14 protein-coding genes are annotated in these 19464 nt (G+C 70.7%); 6 read left to right on the top strand and 8 right to left on the bottom strand.

Features of this window, described 5'->3' with window-relative positions; translation table 11 throughout:
* The 3 genes from ACJ8AT_RS11240 to ACJ8AT_RS11230 form a co-directional block, all read left to right on the top strand.
* The coding region (locus ACJ8AT_RS11240; RefSeq protein WP_407737676.1) for an alpha/beta fold hydrolase at nt 1-639 on the top strand (639 nt) is incomplete at its 5' end.
* The gene (locus ACJ8AT_RS11235) at nt 640-1425 is read left to right on the top strand and encodes a ZIP family metal transporter (protein ID WP_407737675.1); all 786 of its coding nucleotides are present in this window, start codon (nt 640-642) and stop codon (nt 1423-1425) included.
* A gap of 84 nt (nt 1426-1509) precedes the next feature.
* Nucleotides 1510-4350 (top strand): serine/threonine-protein kinase PknK, encoded by a 2841-nt coding sequence (locus ACJ8AT_RS11230; RefSeq protein ID WP_407737674.1) that lies wholly within the window; start codon nt 1510-1512, stop codon nt 4348-4350.
* A 69-nt stretch (nt 4351-4419) separates the two neighbouring features.
* Here ACJ8AT_RS11230 and ACJ8AT_RS11225 read toward each other — a convergent pair whose 3' ends face one another.
* The 3 genes from ACJ8AT_RS11225 to ACJ8AT_RS11215 form a co-directional block, all read right to left on the bottom strand.
* Complete coding sequence (locus tag ACJ8AT_RS11225) at nt 4420-5754, bottom strand: glycoside hydrolase family 88 protein (RefSeq protein WP_407737673.1); 1335 nt, start codon at nt 5752-5754, stop codon at nt 4420-4422.
* Nucleotides 5755-5980: 226 nt separating this feature from the next.
* Entirely contained in the window at nt 5981-8371 is a 2391-nt protein-coding gene (locus ACJ8AT_RS11220; protein ID WP_407737672.1) for an alpha-2-macroglobulin family protein, read from the bottom strand.
* Nucleotides 8368-11487: an MG2 domain-containing protein gene (locus ACJ8AT_RS11215; protein WP_407737671.1), complete on the bottom strand. Its 3120-nt coding sequence runs from the start codon at nt 11485-11487 to the stop codon at nt 8368-8370. Before ACJ8AT_RS11215 ends, ACJ8AT_RS11220 begins: the two co-directional genes overlap by 4 nt.
* 133 nt (nt 11488-11620) lie before the next feature.
* Between ACJ8AT_RS11215 and ACJ8AT_RS11210 the strand changes: the two genes are divergently transcribed.
* The gene (locus ACJ8AT_RS11210; RefSeq protein ID WP_407737670.1) at nt 11621-12805 is read left to right on the top strand and encodes a hypothetical protein; all 1185 of its coding nucleotides are present in this window, start codon (nt 11621-11623) and stop codon (nt 12803-12805) included.
* A gap of 17 nt (nt 12806-12822) precedes the next feature.
* Here the strand turns inward: ACJ8AT_RS11210 and ACJ8AT_RS11205 are convergent, their stop codons facing one another.
* The gene (locus ACJ8AT_RS11205) at nt 12823-13104 is read right to left on the bottom strand and encodes a hypothetical protein (protein WP_407737669.1); all 282 of its coding nucleotides are present in this window, start codon (nt 13102-13104) and stop codon (nt 12823-12825) included.
* Between the two features lie 88 nt (nt 13105-13192).
* Nucleotides 13193-13426, bottom strand: a complete 234-nt coding sequence (locus ACJ8AT_RS11200; protein WP_407737668.1) for a hypothetical protein — start codon at nt 13424-13426, stop codon at nt 13193-13195.
* A 200-nt stretch (nt 13427-13626) separates the two neighbouring features.
* Between ACJ8AT_RS11200 and ACJ8AT_RS11195 the strand changes: the two genes are divergently transcribed.
* The gene (locus ACJ8AT_RS11195; protein WP_407737667.1) at nt 13627-13833 is read left to right on the top strand and encodes a hypothetical protein; all 207 of its coding nucleotides are present in this window, start codon (nt 13627-13629) and stop codon (nt 13831-13833) included.
* 133 nt (nt 13834-13966) lie between these two features.
* Here ACJ8AT_RS11195 and ACJ8AT_RS11190 read toward each other — a convergent pair whose 3' ends face one another.
* Nucleotides 13967-14869, bottom strand: a complete 903-nt coding sequence (locus ACJ8AT_RS11190) for an AEC family transporter (RefSeq protein ID WP_407737666.1) — start codon at nt 14867-14869, stop codon at nt 13967-13969.
* A gap of 152 nt (nt 14870-15021) precedes the next feature.
* Between ACJ8AT_RS11190 and ACJ8AT_RS11185 the strand changes: the two genes are divergently transcribed.
* Nucleotides 15022-16284 carry an MDR family MFS transporter gene (locus ACJ8AT_RS11185; protein ID WP_407737665.1) on the top strand — a complete coding sequence of 421 codons (1263 nt, stop codon included), beginning with the start codon at nt 15022-15024 and terminating at the stop codon, nt 16282-16284.
* Nucleotides 16285-16559: 275 nt separating this feature from the next.
* Here ACJ8AT_RS11185 and ACJ8AT_RS11180 read toward each other — a convergent pair whose 3' ends face one another.
* Together ACJ8AT_RS11180 and traC are read right to left on the bottom strand one after the other, a co-directional pair.
* Nucleotides 16560-17462: a hypothetical protein gene (locus ACJ8AT_RS11180; protein WP_407737664.1), complete on the bottom strand. Its 903-nt coding sequence runs from the start codon at nt 17460-17462 to the stop codon at nt 16560-16562.
* Nucleotides 17463-17645: 183 nt separating this feature from the next.
* Nucleotides 17646-19445: an outer membrane exchange accessory lipoprotein TraC gene (gene traC / locus ACJ8AT_RS11175; RefSeq protein WP_407737663.1), complete on the bottom strand. Its 1800-nt coding sequence runs from the start codon at nt 19443-19445 to the stop codon at nt 17646-17648.
* Nucleotides 19446-19464 lie beyond the last annotated feature (19 nt).

The following is a 19464-nucleotide window of genomic DNA, read 5'->3' as shown; positions in this document are numbered from 1 at the left end:
GACCTCACCGGCCATGGAGCCTCGCCCGTGCCGCTCCCAGGCGCGAACCTGGAGACGCTCGCCAGGGACGTGCTGGAGACGGCGCGCGCCCAGGGCTTCTCCGGCCCGCTGGAGTGGGTGGGCCACTCGCTGGGCGGCCGGGTGTCGCTCGCGGCGAGCCTCGCCTCTCCCTCGGATGTGGCCAGCGTGGCGCTGTTGGACATCTCTCCGAGCCCCGTGCCCGTGAACCTCTCCGAGAGCGGCATGGTGCTCAACGTGCTGCTCCAGGCGCCGGACACCGCCGCGAACCGCCGGGAGATGCGCGCAAGCCTCGTGGGCCAGGGCCTCTTGGAGGGGCTGGCCGACTGGCTGGTGATGAACCTCGTCTCTACTCCCGAGGGCGGCGTGCGCTGGCGCTTCGATCGACAGGCGCTCGCGGAGCTGCACCGGCAGGTGAACGGGGTGGACCTGTGGAAGGCGGTGGAGCGCCCGGGCGCGAAGGTGCGCTGCATCCGCGGAGGGCGCTCGCGCTACGTGACGGAGGCGGACGCGGCGCGCATGGAGGCGGCCGGCTGCCCCGTGGCGCTGCTCCCGGAGGCGGGACACTTCGTCCACGTGGATGCGCCCCAGGCGCTGCTCCAGTGGTTGATGGGGCGCTGAATGGAGCGGGCGACGCTCTACACCTGGCTCGCGGTGCTGGCGGATGGCGTCGCGGGGCTGACCGGCGGGCTGCTCTCGGAGCAGTGGCTGCGGCGGCACCTGCAGGTGTTCGTCGGCTTCGCCGCCGGGGCGCTGCTGACGGCGGTGTTCCTGGAGCTGCTTCCCGAGGCCGTCGCGACGCAGGGCCCCTGGGCCTTCCGCTGGGCCTTCGCCAGCTTCATGGTGCTCGCCGTGGCGGAGTGGATGATGGGGCACCACCACCATGGCACCGCCAACGAACACCACCACCCCCACCACCACCATGACTTCCCGGGGACCCAGTCTCGCACGCTGCCAGCGGCGCTCCTGGCGTCGGACGGCCTGCACAACCTGGGGGACGGCGCGGCGGTGGCGGCGGCGTTCCTCGTGTCTCCCGAGGCGGGCATCGCCACGGCGCTGGCCATCATCGCCCACGAGCTGCCTCAGGAGGTGGGGGACTACGCCCTGCTGCGCGCCGCGGGCTTCTCGCGTGCCAGGGCGCTGATCGCGCTCACCCTCGTCCAGCTCACCGCCGCGCTGGGAGCCGGAGCCGTGCTGTTGGGGAGCCACCTCGTGCAGAACCTGGAGGGCATCGTCCTCGCCATCGCCAGCGGCACGTTCCTCTACATCGGCGCGACGGATCTGCTGCCGGAGATGCGCTCGGCCAGCCCCGCGGAGGGGCGCGGACAGTGGCTGGGAGTGCTGGGCGGGCTCGCACTCGTAGGCGGTGTCAGCCTGCTGGAGCGCCTGCTCGGGCTGAAGGGCTGATCCAGGTCGCCGAAACCCTGGAGCCCCAGGTATCGTTACAAGGGCGGCACATTTTGACGCTCCCCCTGTACACTTTACCGCTCCATGAACAGCCCCCTGAAACAGCTCGCGCCACCCTCCCACCCGTCTTCACGGGGGGATTTGTCGGAGGGCACCGTCATCGCCGGACGCTTCACCGTGGAGCTCATGGCGGGCCGCGGCGGCATGGGAGCCGTGTACCGCGCCCACGACTCGCTCACGGGCAAGAGCGTGGCCCTCAAGCTGCTGCACCCGGCGCACAGCATCGAGGCCTTCCAGCGCTTCACGCGCGAGGCCTCCCTGCTCGCGGAGCTGCACCACCCCGCCATCGTCTCTCACGTGGCCCATGGGATTACACCGCAGGGCCAGCCCTTCCTGGCCATGGAGTGGCTGGAGGGGGAGGATCTCTCGTACCGCCTGGCGCGCCAGCCCCTCTCGCTGGAGGAGACGCTCGGCCTCATACGCCGTGTCGCCCAAGCGCTGGCGCTCGTTCACCACCGCGGCATCCTCCACCGCGACATCAAGCCCTCCAACCTCTTCCTGCGCGGAGGAGCTCCCAGCGCGGTGGTGCTGCTGGACTTCGGCCTGGCGCGCTACCAGCACGCCTCGCTGGCCATGACGGGGAGCCGGGCCGTGCTCGGCACTCCAGGCTACATGGCGCCCGAGCAGGCCTCGAGCGAGGGCGCGCTCACCCCCGCCGTGGACATGTTCTCGCTGGGGTGCGTCCTCTATGAGTGTCTGACGGGCAAAGCCCCCTTCATCGCTCCTCACTTCGCCGCGGTGCTGGCGAAGATCCTCTTTGCCCAGCCTCCGCCGCTGCGCACGCTGCGCCCGGACCTACCCGAGTGGTTGCAGACCCTGGTGAAGGGTCTGCTCTCGAAGGATCCGCGCCAGCGCCCCGCGGATGCCGCCGCCCTGCTGCTGCTGCTCCCCAAGCCCGGGGCACTCACCGTCCCCCTCTACCCTCCAGCCGCCGAGCCGCCCCCCTCTGCCCTCTCCCGAGGCGCCGAGCAGCAGCTCGTCAGCGTCCTGCTGGCCTCGCCGCGCACCGCGTCGTCTCCCGACGCCACGCTGGCGCTGACTCCCCGGCAGGCCCTGCGCGACTCGCTGCAGAGCCTGCTCGCGCATTACGGAGGCCGCATTGAGCTCCTGGCGGATGGCTCGCTGGTGACCACCCTGGTGCCCGAGCACGGCACCGCCAGCGATCAAGCCGCCCTGGCCGCGCGCTGTGCCCTGCTGATCAAGGAGAGCTGGCCAGAGGCCTTCGTGGTGCTCACCACTGGCCGCGGCACCCTCCAGAAGCACCTGCCCGTGGGCGAGGCCATGGAGCGCGCCGGACAGCTCCTGCGCCAGCACGAGCAGTGGCCTGACGCCTTGAGCCAGGTCATGCTCGACGAGACCACCGCGGGGCTGCTGGGCTCCAGCTTCCAGCTCAGCCGCCCCGAGTCCGGCACCTTCCTGCTCCACGGGCATCAGGCGGACTCGGATGACTCTCGCACGCTGCTGGGCCACCCCACCCCATGCGTGGGCCGGGAGCAGGAGCTCTCCCTGCTGGAGCTGCTCTTCACCTCGTGCGCCGAGGAGCCCTCGGCCCGAGCCGTGCTCGTCACCGCTCCGGTGGGTATGGGCAAGTCCCGCCTGCGCCACGAGTTCCTCCGTCGCCTGGAGCGGCGCTCGCCCCAGCCCCTGGTGCTGATAGGGCGGGGCGATCCGATGAGCGCCGGGTCCGCCGGAGGCTTGCTGGGCCAAGCCTTGCGCCAGCTGTGCGGCATCCTGGATGGCGAGTCCATCGAGGCGCGCCAATCCAAGCTGGCGGAGCGGCTGGCGCGCCACGTGCCCGCCGAGAAGGCGCAGGATGTCATCGAGTTCCTGAGCGAGCTGTGCGGCGTGCCCCTGACTGACACGGCCAGTGCTCGCCTGCGCGCCGCCCGCGCCGATCCGCTGCTCATGGACACCCAGGTGAGCCGGGCCCTGGTGGCCTTCCTCAAGGCCGAGTGCGCTCGTGGCCCCGTGCTGCTGGTGCTCGAGGATCTGCACTGGGGCGATGCGCTCACCGTCAAGCACGTGGACGAGGCGCTTCGAGCGCTGACGGATCAGCCCCTGATGGTGCTGGCCGTGACCCGGCCCGAGGCCAAGGAGATTTTCCCGGGCCTGTGGTCCCACTGCCTGCAGGAGCTCTCGCTGCGAGGGCTGAGCAAGAAGGCCTGCGCCCGGCTGGCCCAGGAGGTGCTGGGTCCCAAGGTCTCCGAGTCCACCACCCAGCGCATCATCGAGCAGGCGGCCGGCAATGCCCTCTTCCTCGAGGAGCTCATTCGCCTGGTGGCCGAGGGCCGGGAGAACTCCCTGCCGAAGTCCATGCTCGCCATGCTCCAGTCACGCATCCTCCGGTTGGAGGCGGGCGCCCGCCAGGTGCTGCTGGCCGGCAGCATCTTCGGCCGCGCCTTCTGGACCAGCGGCCTGGCCACGCTTCACTCCGTGGAGCTGCGGCAGGAGCTCCCGCACCACCTGCAGCAGCTCGTGAAGATGGAGATCATCGAGCCTCAGCCCACCAGCCGCTTCCCCTCCGAGACCGAGTACCGCTTCCGTCACGCGCTGCTGAGGGATGCGGCCTATGATCTGCTGCCGGACGAGCCCAAGCGCCTGGGCCACCGGCTGGCCGGGAGCTGGCTGGAGCAGCGCGGCGAGCCGGACCTGCGGGTGCTGGCCGAGCACTATCAGCTCGGCGGGGAGCTCCAGCAGGCCGCCCGGTGCCATGCGCAGGTGGCCGAACAGCTCTTCGAGCGCTACGACGTCATGGGAGCGCTGCGGAGCGTGGAGGCGGCGCTGTCCTGCGGCGCCGCCGGTGCACTGCTGACCCGGTTGCAATCGCTCCAGACGTCCATCGCCTACTGGCTCCTGGATGAATGAACCATTGGCACGCCAGCGCTGTGGGCCTGGAGCCCGAGCAGCTCGGCGCCTCGTAGGCCCTGCGCGAGCTCAGGCCCGGGTGCGTGGGCGGCGGCGCGACCACCGCATCCAGGACAGCAGCCCGAGCATCCCCACCGCGGAGCCTGGAGCCGCGGCGCAGCCATGCTTGGGCTCAGGGATCGGCTCGGGCTCCTGGGGGGGCTCGGGCTGATTCGGCGCCGGAGTGACCGGGTCGCCGCCCGTGACGGACTGCTTGTAGCGCAGCAGCGCCTCGACGAAGTAGTAGTCCCCGTAGATGAGGCTCCGGTCGATGGCATCGCCCTGCGGCTTGACGGGCGTCTTATAGAAGGCCACGCCGTGCAGGAGGATGCCGGGGCTGGTGCTCCCCTCGGCCAGGTACGCCGGAGAGCAGAGGGTGTCGAGCGTGGAGAGCGCCACGCTCTGGTACCGCTTGGCCACGGCCGGATCCGTGACATAGGTGCTCAGCTCCTGGAGCGCCGAGGCCACCACGGCGGCGGCCGACGAGTCCTTCTCTTGCTGGCCCGGCGGCGCGTTGAGATCCCAGTAGGGAATGAAGTCCGCAGGCAGATGATCCAGGTAGTAGTTGGTGACCTTCTGCGCGGCCTCCAGCATGCGAGGGTCTCGCGTGTACCGGTACGCCATGGTGTAGCCGTAGATGGCCCAGGCCTGCCCGCGCGTCCAAGTGGAGTCGTCCGAGTACCCCTGGAAGGTGCCGCGCGAGCGGACGTGGCCCTGGGTGTCGTAGTCCACCACGTGGAAGGTGCCTCCATCGGGGCGGACCATGTCGCGCAGGGTCGTGAGCGCATGGGTGAGCGCCATGTCACCCCAGGCCGGGTCTCCTCCATTCTGGGACGCCCAGAAGAGCAGCTCGATGTTCATCATCGTGTCGGTGACGAGCGGGACCTGCCACTCCTCGTTCCAGTCGCAGCAGCTGATGACTCCAGCCGCCGGGTTGAAGCGGGTGGCCAGTGAGCGCGCTGCTGTCAGCAGCACCTCGCGGTCAGCGGGATCTCCAGTGAGCCGGTACGCCTGGCCGAAGCTGGGCATGAACTTGAAGCCCAGATCATGGGTGAGCGTGTTGGTCTTCTGGATCTCCAGGGGTTGGGTCCACGCTCGCGCCTGGGCTTGCCAGGTGGGGTCCCGGCCCTGCTCGTACATGAGCCAGAGCAACCCCGGGAAGAAGCCCTGGGTCCACGCGGTCATGTCATCGTTGCGGTTGAGGACCCAGCCGGTGTCAGTGCTGTTCTTGGGGTAGCGATCGGTCGCCAGCCCCGAGTGCGCGGTCTTGTTCACTTGCTCTTGGGCAAACCGCAGCGCCCGATCCGCTGTCGCCTCATCGAAGGCGAGGGCAGGCCCCGCCGCGAGCACGCAGAGGCACCCCACCAGAAGCCACCTGAAAGATTGTTCCCGCGCCCTGACGCCCATACCCCCTCCTGTGTTGCCAGGAAAGATGGTGTGGACAGGACGCACTGCCAGTGGGACAGAGCCGTTCCCCCGCGTCGGGGGCTCGACATCTCAGGTTGTCTGCTCCCTCTCCAGGCGGCTCATGCGAGCAGAACCTGTCAGGCAGCCAGACAGGTTCCGCTCCAACCGAGGCGGAGTGCCACGCTCAGCGCACAGTCCACTGGGACGGAGGTACGTAGGAGACCAGCTCCGGGCGGTCCACGGGGTACAGGCTGGAGGCGCCTCCCTGCAGCGTTCCCGCGAGCGTCGGCACCACGCGGAAGCTGGCCTGGAACGGCTCGCCAGCCCCACGCGGCGGAAGCGAGAGCGTCAGCGCTCCGTCCTCCACGTCAAACGTGGACACCTTCTGCTCGGTCACGAGCTTGACGAGGCTCGGCGTATCCACCTGGACGCCCGCGGGCAACGCGTAGCGCAGCTTGAGCGCCATGCCCGCCGGAGAGGCCGCCTGCACCGTCACGTCCACCGGCATTCCCACCTTCGCCTCGGCCGGCGCCTTCACCGCCAGCTCCAGGCCCTGGCTCTTCTCGGCCTTCCACGGCACGTAGGCGCTCAGCGCCAGCGAGTAGCCCAACCCCGGCACCGCCGGCTCCGCGCGCACCGTCCACGCGTGGGCCCCCGCCGAGCCCGGCGCCGCCGCCTCCAGCGCCAGCACGTCACGCAGGGCCTTGGCATCGAAGGTCCCCTCGGTCACGGTCTTGCCATCCCGCTCGAGCATCACCCGCACCTGCGAGGGCAGCGGCTGAGAGAAGAGCGCCATCGCCGCCTGGAGGCACAGGAGGTTGGCGCGGCCATCCCCCCAGCCCCACCCCGGCTGGTAGCCCGCGAGCAGCGACGTGCCCAGGTCCGCCATCGGCGCCTTCGTGTCTCCCGCCAGCGCGAGCACCGCCAGCGCCGTGGCCTCCGACTCGCCTGGCGCCGTCCCATCCGCTCGCACCACGCCCGTCTCCACCGGGAGGTAGGCCGAGCCGTCCTCATGCGTCTTCAGCGCCTCGCGCACCTTGGCGCGCAGCATCTCCTGGAGCGAGCCCGTCACCCCACCGCTGGCCAGGATGGCCGCCGCCGTGTAGCCATCCTGCACCCGCGAGAGGTTCCGCTCGAAGGCGCCCATGGCGCGCACGGAGAACACCGCCGACCGCTGCTTGCCGGAGGTGGACTGGGCCGCTCCTGCCCGCACCGCCTGGGCACAATCCGCGGTGGCCACGAGCAGCCGCTGCAACGTCCACCCATCGGCGCCCTGGCAGGTGCCATCGGGCCGCTGCGCGGTGGCCACCTGTGCGGCCAGACGCTCTCCCAACCTCGAGAGCACCGGGTTGTCCGGGTGCATGAGCGCCGCCTGCGCCAGCAACGCCGCGGTGGGCACGTCCGGAGTGCGAGCCGCCCGTAGCACACGCTGACCGGAGACGGAGGCCATGGCCTTGAGTGCCTCCGCGTCCGCCGTCTCGCCGAGCGTCTTCAGCAGCGTGGGCGCACGGCCCGCCAGCAGCAGCGTGTACGCATCCTCCGCCAGCCCCGAGCGCCCCACCGCCGCGGACAGCTCCGCGCGCAGCACGCCCAGAGCGCCGGGGTACACCAGCAGCCGCACCCGCTCACTGCCCTGCTCCACCTCCGCGGGCCCCTCCAGGGTGAGCGTGCGAGGCGCCGCGAGCGAGCCCCCGTGTGTCTGGCTCACCGGCCTTCCGGTAGGCACCACGTCGAAGCCGCGCACCACCGCGTCCGTGGAGCCGAGCGAGGCTCGCAAGGAGACAGGCCCCGGCTGCGTGGCCTTCACCGTCACGTACTCCACCACGCTGCCCTGGGCCGGCACCTTCACCGTGCGCACGCCGCTGCCGTCCACCACCGCGCCCTCGGCCGACAGCCTCAGCGGCTGCTCCACGGCGGCCCCCGTGGTGTTCACCACCTGCACGGGCAGGCGCACCGCATCCCCGGCTCGCAGGAAGGCGGGCACCACCGGATCCACATAGGTGGGCAGCGTGCCCGCGAAGCTGGCCACCGCCCCCGCCTGCGCTCCCGAGCGCGAGTGCGCCAGCGCCAGCACCCGCCACCGCGTCAGCCGGTCCGGCACCTTCACGGGCACCGTCGCCTGCCCGGCTCCGTCCGTCACCACCAGCGGCTCGAAGAGGAACGTCTCGGGGAACCAGGCGCGGCTGGGGGCCGCCTCGGGCTCTGGGGATGCCTGCTTGCCGTCCACCAGCACACCGCCCAGCACGCCGCCCGCCACGCCGCCTTCCAGCGCGTCCACAGCGGGCCTCTCGGGCTCTGGCGCGGCGGCCCCGGCGCCCTTGATGACCTGCATCATCGAGCGGCGCTTCGCCTGCGCCACCGACTTGGGCGGAGGACTTCGGAGGTCGCGGCCACCCAGCGCCTCCTCATCCGCGGCGGCGGGCGCAGGGGAGGCCGGGGGCGGAGCACCCGCGTAGGCCATCTCGGCCTCCCCCCTCATCGCCATGGGAGCGGAGAGCCGGCCAAAGCTCGTCAGGGCCGCACCCAGCAGCATGCCGACGAACAGGATTGCGAAGATGAGCAGTGTGCGCTTCATGGCGCCTCCCGGGCGACCCACGCGCCCCAGTTCTCGACGTCCTCGGAGAGCCGCGTCCCGCCCACCACCACCATCCGCGGATCGGTGAGGGCGAGCAGCTCCGACGGCAACCTCGACAGCCGCAAGCGGCGCCCATAGGCGTCCGTCACGGGCTCTCCACGCTTCTCACAGGCCGCCAGCGCCTGTTCCCACATCCGCGCCATGCCCTCGGGGCTCAGCGTCTCGCCAGCCGGAGCCTTCTCCTCCCAGGCGCGCACCTGCACGGTCAGCTCGGCGAGCACCCGATAGAAGGGCTCGGTCAGCTCCACCTCCGGAGCGAAGGGGCTCTGCGCATTCACCGCCACGGAGGGCTCCGAAGCCTCGAGGGCCGGCACCGAGCTGACGCGCAGCAGGGCCGCCGCCGCGGCGTTGGCGCCACGGATGCGCCCCATCGCGAGCGCCTGTCCATCGAGCACCCCGAAGGCGGGGCTGTTCAAGGTCGGAGCGGGCCGCAGGCTCGCGAGCGCCGTGGGCCCTGGCAGGGAGGTGAGCTGCGCCAGCCCCTCATCCACGCCGAAGAGGCCCACGGCGGCAGGGCCGTCCTTGCCATCCACGCGGGTGTGCAGCATCAGGCGAGCCACCTGCCCTGGCATGTACGAGGGCCTCTCCGGCGACAGCTCCACGGCGAGCTGCGCGCGCGGCGCCACGTAGACCCGGGCGATCGCCGAGTTCCACTGTACCTGGGCCCAGCCCTCGAAGCCGGACGGCAGGCGGAAGCTCGCCGCGCGTGCCTTCGGATCCACCTTGGACTCGAGCCGGGCCGGGCCTGCCTCCAGGAAGAGCTTCTCCGGCAGCGAGCCGGTGAAGTCAGGCCCGCGCAGCAGCTCCACCCGGACCTCTTCGTCGGCATGCGCCAGCACCGGGGTGGCGCGCAGCCGCTGGGTGGGCAACTGCGTGGGCGAGAGGAAGAGCTTCGTCGAGCCGCTGTCCTTGCCCTCCACCCGCGCGCTCACCAGCAGCTCGAAGCCGAGCCGCGTGGTGTCCTGCGCCTGGGCCTCCCCCGAGTCACCCGCCGCGGGGATCGCGGTGAAGTGCGCCACGCCCATCGCATCCGCATGGGTCTTCGGCAGCTCCGCCTCATCGCCCTCCTCCGCTGCTTCCGCGCCCTTGAGCGACACATGCGCGAAGCGGGCCTGGAGGCACGGGAGCACCGCCGCGGACAGCAGGGTCGCGCCCTCCTGCTTCGCGCTGGGCACCCAGCCCAACTCCACGTCCGGCTTTCCGGCCCGGATCCGCCAGCGGAGGGTGGCAGGCAGCGCCGACTCCTCGGAGAGCTTCGCGGGCAAGCACGTGCGCGCGTCGAGCGCCGCCTGCTGCAGCACCGCGTTGAGGGCTTCAGGCTCCCCGGCGACGTTCTCCACATCCATGTTCAGCACGGGAAGCTGCGGATCGACGACCTGGAGGTTGAGCTGCAACATGCGCTCATGGCCGGGCGGCAGCGTCCGAGTCCGCGCCACCTCGGCGAGGCACGCCGCGGGCTGTCCCCGCCCCACCACCACATCCGCCACCGCGCCGTTGGAGCCCACCCGCACCGCCAGCTGCACCTCGGCGCTGCCGGCTTCCGGCGAGACGAAGCGAGCACAGGGGTAGAAGGCGGGCAGCCACCGCTCCAGGGCGACCTGGTCCTCCAGCGAGGTCTCCTGACTCTCGCCGAGGAAGTCGCTCGAGCCGGAGAGCTGCACGGGAGCCGGGAGCGGCTTGCGGCGCACCGGCATGGCGGGGACCACGACGTTGACGGCAATGCCGGGATCGAGCTGCAGGGACGCCACGCCATCCTCGTCCGCCACGGCCTTCACGCCCGGATCCCTCGGATCCCACGCGCGCTTCACGGTGAGCTCGGCGCGGGGGAGCACCTCCCCATCGGCGGTGGTGGCTCGCAGGTACACGCGGTTGCTGTAGTTCTGCACCAGCCCGCCCTCCAGCTCCGTCACGGCGGAGACGGCGAGGGCATCCTCGGAGAGCAGCAGCGAGACACCCCCGTTCACGGAATCCCCGGCGGGATCCACGGCCGTCACGGTGGCGGAGAGCATGACCTGGCCACGCAGATCCTGGGGCACGCGCGGCAGGCTCACCCGGAAGTGCCCCGCCGTGTCGCTCTTCACCTTGGAGGGCAGCGCGCCACCATCGAACCACTCGGTGGGAGGCGGCCACTCGCCGGAGTGGTTCCACGAGAAGGACACCTGCGCGCCCGCCACCGGCGCGCCCGAGCTGTAGAGCACCTGTCCCTCCACCGTGGGCAGATCCCCCGCGCGCCAGAAGGGCTTCGGGCTGGAGGCCTCCACCCGGAAGCGCGGCAGGGTGAAGGGCTGCACCTGGAAGGAGGCCTCGCCGCTGGCATTACCGCTCGCCCAGCGCACGCGCCAGGCGCCCGTGGGAGCGCCGCGATCCAGCGGAAACGCCCCGGACACCACGCCCCAGGAGCCCGCGGGAGCCTTCTCCTCCAGCACCACCTCGCCGTTGGGATCCACCACGCTCCACGTGCCGGGGCGTCCATCCAGGGGAGCCAGGTCCTTGGCGCGCAGGGCCAGGGCGCGGAACTGCACGCGGTGGCCGGGCTCGTACAGGGGCCGGTCCGTGAGCACGTGGATGCGAGCCGGGGCATACAGCGGCACGGCGGCCTCCACCGAGTCCTTCCCCAGCGGCGTGGTGACCTGGGCGCGCAGCCGGTAGTCCCCGTCCGGCAGCGCGGGCAGCTTCACCTGGGCGGACAGCTCCCCGTCATCGTGCCGCAGCCAAGGCTTCTCGGGCTGGAGCGGCGTCTCCTTCCCCGAGGCATCCAGCAGCACGAGCTGAGCCTCGGCGCGGCGGACTCGCGAGAACAGCTCCTGGCCATGGGACTTGCCCACGCCGTGAGCTGTCGCCCAGACCCGCACGGTGCCGATGCGCTCACGCGCCAGCCCATCCGCCTGCAAGCCCGCGGTCTGCCGGAAGTGCCCATCCGGGCACTGGGACACCCGCACGCCCTGGAAGAGCCACGCGGACAGGCATACCTCAGAGCTGATGATGGCCAGCGCCACTGCGGCGAGCGCCACTCCAATGCCGCCAGCGATGAGCCAGCGACGGGACCGGATGTTCATGACTTCCTCCCCAGTCCGCACTCTATGCCGGATCCGGGGCGGCGCGCCTCTGGCCGCCAGGACCGAGGGGTTTTCACGGAGTTGGGCTAGCGTCTCCCTCGGGAGCTCCCGAGAAGGAGCTCCACCGCCTTCCATGCTCACGACCAAGCCTCGGACGCCTCCAGACTCCCTGCCCTCGCGCCTCCAGGCGCTGCTCGACGCGCTGACGGACAGGCACCTCGCCGAGCGGCTGGAGCATGTCTACGGAGCGGCGGCGGTGGCCATTGATCAGCTCAGCCACCTCAACATCGTCAAGTACGAGCCCACCACGGCCGAGCAGCCGGATGGGGCGGACCTCTCGCTCTGGGAGACGATGGCGCCGGCCCTGCGAGACACGCTGGTGGACGTCAACCACCTCATCGCCGTCATCCGCGAGCAGTTCCCGGCACCGGAGCGCTCCGCGGGAGCCGACAGCGGCTGGAGGCCACCACCGGCGAGCGCGGACGAGCGGCTCTCCCAGGAAGTCGAAGCCGTCTTCCAGAAGAGCGCCGAGCGGCTGGCCAGGCGCGTGGCGGAGCTGGGCGAGCGGGTGCGCCGCCCGGAGGTGGTGTCGGATCGCTGGGAGCTGATGACGGAGCTGCAGACCTTCCGCCTGGACTTCCGCTCGCGCATGGGAGAGCTGGTGTACCTGACGGCCTCGGCCTTCGAGGACGTGCGCCGCGAGGAGGTCATCCCCGGCTACGGGCTGCAGATGTCGGCGGCGGCGGCGCTGCGAGCCGCCCTGGCGGATCTGCGCCGCTCCCTGCAGAGCAAGCTCGAGCGCCTGCCGCGCACAGCGCCCGAGGCGATGCCCGGCTTCGCGCGCCAACTGGCGGAGAGCCTGGCCTCCTTCGCGACGATGCCGGCCACGCTCACGCTGCGCACGCGCGACAAGCGGCTCCTGGTGGAGCTGCGCGAGAACCTCCAGCGCCTGGCGGCCTCCACCCCGCTGGAGGGCGAGGCGGTGCTGAACCGGGTGCAGCCCTCGCTCACGGAGCTGGATCGGGTGACGGACGAGCTCACCACGCAGGTGCTCACGGGGCACGATCGCGCGGTGTGGTCCTCCTGCGGCGCGCGGCTGGAGCAGGTCTCCATGCACATGGACCTGGGCTCACCGGGAGCCGAGCGGGTGCTGCTGGAAGCGCTGGAGCGAGCGAGCGAACTCTATGGACGCTCGGCTACCTTCGACGCCTTCCTGCGCAAGAACCGCCGGGCTTCCGGCGAGGGCCTGGAGGACGCCCAGGTGCGCGAGACGCTGGAGCTGTTCCGGGAGCGGCTCGCGGGGCTGCCGTTCCACTGAGAGCCCGCGGCGGCCCGCTACGGCTTCTTCTCGCCCTCGGGGAGCGCGGGAGCGGCGGGAGCGGCGGGCAGCACGCGCAGGCTCTGGTAGCGCCGCGCCAGCGTCTCGGGCGTCAGCTCCTCCTGCCACTGCTTGGGGTTGGTGGCCCACGTGAAGTCCGCGGGGACCTTGCCGCCGCCCTGGCTCTTGTAGCCGATCATGTCCGGGAACTTGTCGGACCAGCGGCCGCCCGGATCCGGCTCCAGGGTGACCTGCTCACGGTGGGTGGGAAGGACGAAGGGCTTGGAAGCGTCGCTCATGGTCATCTCTCCTATGAACGTGCTCAGCCTCTCCGAAACCTGCCCGCATGGGTAGCAGAAAGCCGCTGCCGGGTGGCCCTGCGAGCGACTAGCCGGTGAGATCCACCGGCAGTGTGGCCGCCGGGGCCCGCTTCCGCTTGCGAGCGTTGGCGCGAGGCGTGGGCGGCAGCACCCGAGGCCCCAGCTGGAACACGGCGGCGAAGAAGCGCGCCTGCGCCTCGCTGCCATAGCGGTAGCGCCGCGAGCCCCCCTCACTCAAGACCACCTTCACGCTCCAACCCCGCCGATCGTGAAGGAGCACCACGTGCTCGATCTCCGCCATCCACCCTCCCCCTGGGGGAATCTGCTTGAAAGAGGCGTGCCAGCGCGGGGCCGTGGTTTCGAGGGGTTGCAGTGTGCGGGGGGCCACCGTCCAGCGCGGGACGGTAAGGAATTCAGGGTGGCTCGCCCGGCCGCCTGCTTGAGACCTTTGGACAACAAAAGCCGACTTGTGATGGCCAAATTCTGCGTTACGTCAGAGGCATGATGATTCCAGAGATCAACGGTGAGCGCTTCGCCGAGTTCACCCTTCCCCAGGGGTGCCTGTTGTGCGGAGGCGAGGTGACGATCCGCGCGACGCCGGCGGGGGCGCACAGCTACTGCCCGCAGTGTCACTGGCTCTCGAAGCCGCGGATGAAGGTGAAGGGCAACGGCCTGGAGCTGTCTTACTCGGCCACGGCCAGCGCGTAGTGCTTCAGTTACCCACGGACTCCGGCCTGACGGCGCGCCGGATCGACGAGAAGGACACAGCGGCCTTCCAGGCGCTGTGCAGAGACAGTGCTGGTGGAGCTCACCCACGAGCTGACGTGAGCGTCTCGAGCCCTCACACCCACCGCATCCATAGGAACACGGTGAGGAAGCTCAGCGGAATGCCGAAGCCCACCATGAGCGCGGAGAGCTCCGGATCCAGTTCGTGCTCCGCGGCGAGGATGGCGCCGCTGACCATGGGCGCCATGGCGTTCTGCAGCAGCGTGGCCTGCCGGACGATGGGGACCACCGGCAGCGCCCAGAGCCCGAGCCACACCAACGCGGGCGCCAGCACCAGCTTGTAGCCCAGCCCCAGGGCCAGCGCCCCCGCCCGCGAGCGAATCCCCTGGAGCTGGAGCTGAAAGCCCACGGAGAAGAGCGTGAGCGGGGTGAGCGTGGAGCCCAGCCGCTCCAGCAGCGCGTCCAGCCAGTCCGGGAAGGCCCACGGGCGCAGCACCAGCGCGATGATGAGCGCCACGAAGGGCGGGAACACCACCACCTTGCGCATGAGCGCGGAGGCGCTGAGGGTCTCCTCCCCGGCCGACGCCCGAGCGGCGAACATCGTGGCCAGCGTGGCGAGCACCAAGAACGAGCCGAGCTGATCCACCACCACGGCCACGGCGAGCCCCTCGCGGCCGAGCAGGGCCTCGGCCATGGGGAGGCCAACGAACGCGGTGTTGCTCAGCCCCCCGGTGAGCACGAGCGCGGCGGTGGAAGCCCGCCCCAGCCTCAGCCGTGGCCCCAGCCACCGGAAGAACCCCACCGCGCCCAGGAAGACGACCCACGGCGACACAGCGGCGGCCACCAGCCCGGGACGGAACTCCAGCTTGTGCACCACGTGCATCACGAGCGCGGGCAGGGCCACGGCGAGGACGAAGGAGTTGAGCACCACGGCCGTCTGAGGCGGAAAGCGGCCGCTGCGCCGGGCGAGGACTCCCAGCACCAGACACACTCCCAGCAAGCTGATGACCGCGATCATTCGCCCCGAGTCCTCTTCCGAGCCGGGCGTTGTGCTGCAAGTCTCGGTGGACCACCAGCCAGATCTCGCGGCGGCCTGTCCGCCATGAAACACGGCCTGCGCGCCCGCCCCCCCTTGGAAGCGGCTGCCCGCTATCGCATGCTGTCGACAGCATGGCTTTTCTCTCCCTGGCGATGGTCCGCGGCAAGTTCGCGGAGCAGGTGCGCCTCACCGTCGGCGGGCTCCCCTCCACGTACTGGTTCCTGTGGGCTGGCACCCTGCTGAACCGGCTGGGCAGCTTCGTGGCGCCCTTCCTGGCGCTCTACCTGACGCGCGAGCGGGGCTTCACCGAGGTGCAGGCGGGCCTCGTCGTCGCCCTGTACGGAGCGGGCGCGGCCTGCTCGGCGCCGCTGGGCGGAACCCTGGCGGACCGCGTGGGCCGGCGCCTGGCGCTGGCGCTGGGGCTGTGGGTGGGCTCGGCGGCGATGCTCTTCCTGGGCTTCTGCCGCGAACCGATGTGGATCCGCGTGGCCGCCTTCACGCTCGGCATTCTGGGAGACCTGTACCGGCCCGCGGTCTCCGCGGCCATCGCGGACGTGGTGCCCCCGCAGGACCGGAGCCGGGCCTACGGGCTGCTCTACTGGGTGGTCAACGTGGGCTTCGCCATCTCCGTGCCGCTGGGCGGCTTCGTGGCCCGAGGTGGCTTCTTCATCCTCTTCGTGGCGGACGCGCTGACCACCTTCCTCTATGGGTGCTTCGTCTGGTTCAAGGTGCCGGAGACGCTCTCGCAGCGCACGACCTCGCGCTCGCTGCTGCCTTCGTTCGTCCCCTTCCAGGACAAGGCCTTCCTGGCCTTCTGGGTGCCCACCCTCCTGGTGGCGATCATCTTCTTTCAGATGAGCACCGCGCTCGCGCTGGACCTGAACGCTCGGGGGATGGGCACGGCGGAGTTCGGCACGGTGATGTCCGTCAACGGCGTGCTGATCGTCCTGGCGCAGCCCTTCATCGTGCGCTGGGTCTCCCAGTGGCGCCGCTCCACGGTGCTCGCGATGGGAGCGGTGTTCACCGGCGTGGGCTTCGGGCTGCACTCGCTGTCCTTCAACGTCCCCCTGGCCATGCTCGCGGTGGCGGTGTGGACGGTGGGAGAGATCCTCGGAGCCACGGTGTCGCCCTCGGTGGTGGCGGACCTGGCGCCGGCCCATCTGCGCGGCACCTACCAGGGAGCCTTCTCCATGAGCTGGGGGCTGGCGGCCTGCCTCGCGCCGGCCATTGGAGGATGGGCGCTGGGCAACCTGGGAGGGCTCACGCTCTGGGGAGGCTGTCTGCTGGTGGGCCTGCTCGCGGGTGCCTGGCACCTGGCGGCGGCTGACGCCCGGCGCCGTCACATGGCGGTGCTCAGGGCCCAGAACGGCGCCGTGAGCGCGAGCGTGGACTGACGCGGAGCCTGGAGCAGCGCCCGCTGAGTCCGAGGCTCAGGACGGGATGATGAACGCGGCCATGAGCGCAATGTACGCGGCGATGACGACGAACATCGCTGCGTAGTTCAGATCACTATCGTGGAACAGATACTGGAAGTTCATGATGGCCTCCTTCGAGCCCCTTCATCTGGCTCTACGGCGCCACCGTTGGGCGATTGCCTCAGCCTGGGATCACGAGCGCGCCACGGCTGCCTGGCTGCTTCCCGGATCTCCTAGCGCGGAGCCCATGCGGCTCAGTGCAAGCTGTCGGGGACGTCGATGAGGACCCGCTGCTCTGGCTTTGCTTCCGGAGAAGGAAGCGTGTCCTCTTGCTTGCCTCCTCCTTCGGCCAGATAGCGCATGGTCGCGGCGAACCAGCGCACGCACTCCTTCCAACCATCAATGGAGGGCGAGCCGTCCTGGAACATGTCGTGAGCCGTGGCGAGCCCATCCTCGAGGGTGCCGTTCGGAGGGAACGTCAGCTCGAGGTACACGGACTCGGCGATGCGCTCGTCGATGGGAGCGTGGATCCACATGGACCACTGGTGCCCGGGAGGCTCGGCCTCGACGGCGTAGATCTCGGTGACGTCCCGAGAGGGGAAGCCCTTCAGCGAGAGGGTGAGCCTCGCTTCGGGTGGCACGAGCAGCATCAAGGAAGGCACCGGGAGCCGAGGCGTCTTCCACGGGTTCACAGGGGGCGCCTTGCGCAGCAGCTCGGCCACCTCGGGGGTGGGCTGGTAGATGTGGCGCCCGCCGAGATCATGCGCCACGAGGTGCCAGAGCCGCAGCGAGGTCCACGCGAACCCCTCGACGGCGCGCGCATACCGCTCCTGGGCGAAGGGGCCGTGGCGCTGCATGCTGCCGGCCAGGCTGTCCATCTGCAGGGTGATGAACTCCGGATCCTTGTAGAGGACGCTGAAGCGCGTGAACCCTACCCGCCGGGTAATGTGCTCGATGATGAGGTGGTGGACGTGACTGAGCACCTGCTGGGCCTTTTCCCAGGGCAAGCGCCCTTCATTCATGTCCTCCACGATGGCACCCACTCCTCGGTTGAGCCCGAAGGCTTGGAGGTAGCGGCGGCCAATATCCAGATACTCCTGATGAGCGACGACACACCGTTCGAACATCGTTGCACCGGGTAGAATCTCACGTGTCACGTAGGGCCTCCTGGACCCTACCTACCACGTAGGTAGGCAAGGGGGGAGAAGATTCGACAGGTCCTATTGCCCGGCCGCCTGGAGGCCCGCCCGGTTGGACGGGACACGGTCAGGGAAACTCGGAAGCAGGGTCCTGGCGATCCTATGTGTCGCATCACCTGACCCAGAGACCGCGACGCAGGCTCACTTACCGAAGAGCGCCTCGGGGCGCTGGAGCCCTCGCGCCCGGGCCATGGGCTGGAGGATGTCCGCCGGAGGCTTGTCCGCGGTGAGCAGCAGCACCCGCACCGCCGTCTCCACCACATCCTCGGCCCCGGGCCGCACCATGCCGAGCCGCGCCTCTTCCAGCCGCTGCTGGCGGTATGCGTCGAAGCGCTCCATCACGCGCTTGGCAATGTCCTCCATCGCCTTGTCTCCCGCGTCCACGCGCAGCTCCAGCTCGCTGCGCAGCTGCACCGGGTCCGCCAGCACGCCATAGCGGTCATAGCCCTTGTTGCTGGAGTCCTCGTGCATCACGTCGAAGTCCTGCGTCACCGGCGCCGGCGCGGCCTTGTCGGCCAGCAGATCCCTCACCACCGAGGTGACCGTGGCCTTCACCGTCAGCCGGTGCAGCTCCACGTCGTACACGAAGTCCGAGTACATCGGCTCGTCCACCGTCACGGGCTCGCGGAAGACCAAGTCCCGGCCCCGCTGCACCTCGCGCCGCTGGCTCTCCGACTGCTCCAGCGCCGTGTCGAGCTGCTTCTCCAGCTGCTGCACCACGGCGGCGTTCGTCACCAGCAGCTGCTCCTCCTGGCCGCACTGCCGCGTGGCGCAGGCCGCCGGGTTGCACTCCTCGGGCACCTGGCCGGGCTTCTGCAGCTCGCTGGCCGCCTCGCCGCACCGCTGGATGAGGTCCAGGCACGTCTTGCGCTCGCGCTCGCGGCAGCGCTCGGCCGTCTGGCGCACCGTGTTCAGCTCCGCCTGGCGGCGCAGGTAGTCGCGCAGCGCCGCCGCCTGCTTGCGCTCCACCTCTTCCAGCGTGCGCTCGGATTGGAGCAGCTTGTCCTCGTACTGCCTGCGCTTGGGGTTGGGCACCGAGCGGTTGCCGGCCAGGTACCGCTGGGTCCTCTGGCCCTGCTCCACCGCCTTGATGGGCAGCACCCGCTCCAGCGTCAGGTCCAGCTTCACGCCCACCTTGGAGCCGGGCGCCTCCGTCACCACGCGGATGGGCAGCTCCGTGGGCAGCATCGCCGCCAGCCGCCCGGCGCCCAGCCGCTGCGCCACGTCCGGAGACTGCGCCTTGTCCTCCACCGGCGTGGCCACCACCAGGAAGGCCACCTCGTCGCGCAGCTTCTGGCGCACCGCCTCGGCGCGCTCCCGGGCCGCCGTGACCCCGACCTTCTCCTGGTCCGCGCGCACGTACGACAGCAGCGCGTTGCCCAGCTTGCCGCTCTCCTCGAGCTGCTGCCCCGTCTTGAACCAGCGCTTCGCCCACGCCACCTGCACCGCCTCCACCCCCTTGCGCGCGGCCACGTGGTCCGGCGAGACGGCGAGCACCGCATCGAACTCGGCGCGAGCCTCCTGCAAGCGCTCGTCCTTGAGGGCCTTCTGCGCCACCTCCACGCGCGCATCCAGCGTCCGCGCCAGCAGCGCGTGCGCATCCCCGTTCTCACTGTCCAGTTGCAGGGCCCGCACCAGCAGCTTCTGCGCCGCGGGGAGATCGCCGGTGCCGTGGACACGCTCGGCCTCCTGGTAGACCTCCGCGCTCCAGTCCTTGTGCACGGCGCGCAGCTTCACCGTCACCTCGGAGGCCTCGGGGTCCGCGGCGAGGGCGCGCTGGTAGGCGGCCTCGGCGGCGGCCCACTTGTGCTGGGCGGTGAGCTCGTCACCTTCCTTCACGGCGCGGCCAAAGGCGGTACAGCCGCTCACGGCGAACAGGGCGCACAGGGCCAGCACCGCGAGCCGGCGGGGGTGAGCAACAGGACGCTGTCGGCTAGGCATGGACACGAGCGCATCTTCA

The organism is Hyalangium sp., from assembly GCF_045802625.1.
Lineage (GTDB): Bacteria > Myxococcota > Myxococcia > Myxococcales > Myxococcaceae > Hyalangium.
This window is presented reverse-complemented; position numbering and strand designations above follow the sequence as displayed.

What these genes read in the sequence shown, in the direction of transcription:
- ACJ8AT_RS11205 (WP_407737669.1), bottom strand. Translation starts at nt 13,104, where the DNA reads ATGAGCGACGCTTCCAAGCCCTTCGTCCTTCCCACCCACCGTGAGCAG.
- ACJ8AT_RS11220 (WP_407737672.1), bottom strand. Translation starts at nt 8,371, where the DNA reads ATGAAGCGCACACTGCTCATCTTCGCAATCCTGTTCGTCGGCATGCTG.
- ACJ8AT_RS11190 (WP_407737666.1), bottom strand. Translation starts at nt 14,869, where the DNA reads ATGATCGCGGTCATCAGCTTGCTGGGAGTGTGTCTGGTGCTGGGAGTC.
- ACJ8AT_RS11235 (WP_407737675.1), top strand. Translation starts at nt 640, where the DNA reads ATGGAGCGGGCGACGCTCTACACCTGGCTCGCGGTGCTGGCGGATGGC.
- ACJ8AT_RS11230 (WP_407737674.1), top strand. Translation starts at nt 1,510, where the DNA reads ATGAACAGCCCCCTGAAACAGCTCGCGCCACCCTCCCACCCGTCTTCA.
- ACJ8AT_RS11215 (WP_407737671.1), bottom strand. Translation starts at nt 11,487, where the DNA reads ATGAACATCCGGTCCCGTCGCTGGCTCATCGCTGGCGGCATTGGAGTG.
- ACJ8AT_RS11210 (WP_407737670.1), top strand. Translation starts at nt 11,621, where the DNA reads ATGCTCACGACCAAGCCTCGGACGCCTCCAGACTCCCTGCCCTCGCGC.
- traC (WP_407737663.1), bottom strand. Translation starts at nt 19,445, where the DNA reads ATGCCTAGCCGACAGCGTCCTGTTGCTCACCCCCGCCGGCTCGCGGTG.
- ACJ8AT_RS11195 (WP_407737667.1), top strand. Translation starts at nt 13,627, where the DNA reads ATGATGATTCCAGAGATCAACGGTGAGCGCTTCGCCGAGTTCACCCTT.
- ACJ8AT_RS11185 (WP_407737665.1), top strand. Translation starts at nt 15,022, where the DNA reads ATGGCTTTTCTCTCCCTGGCGATGGTCCGCGGCAAGTTCGCGGAGCAG.
- ACJ8AT_RS11200 (WP_407737668.1), bottom strand. Translation starts at nt 13,426, where the DNA reads ATGGCGGAGATCGAGCACGTGGTGCTCCTTCACGATCGGCGGGGTTGG.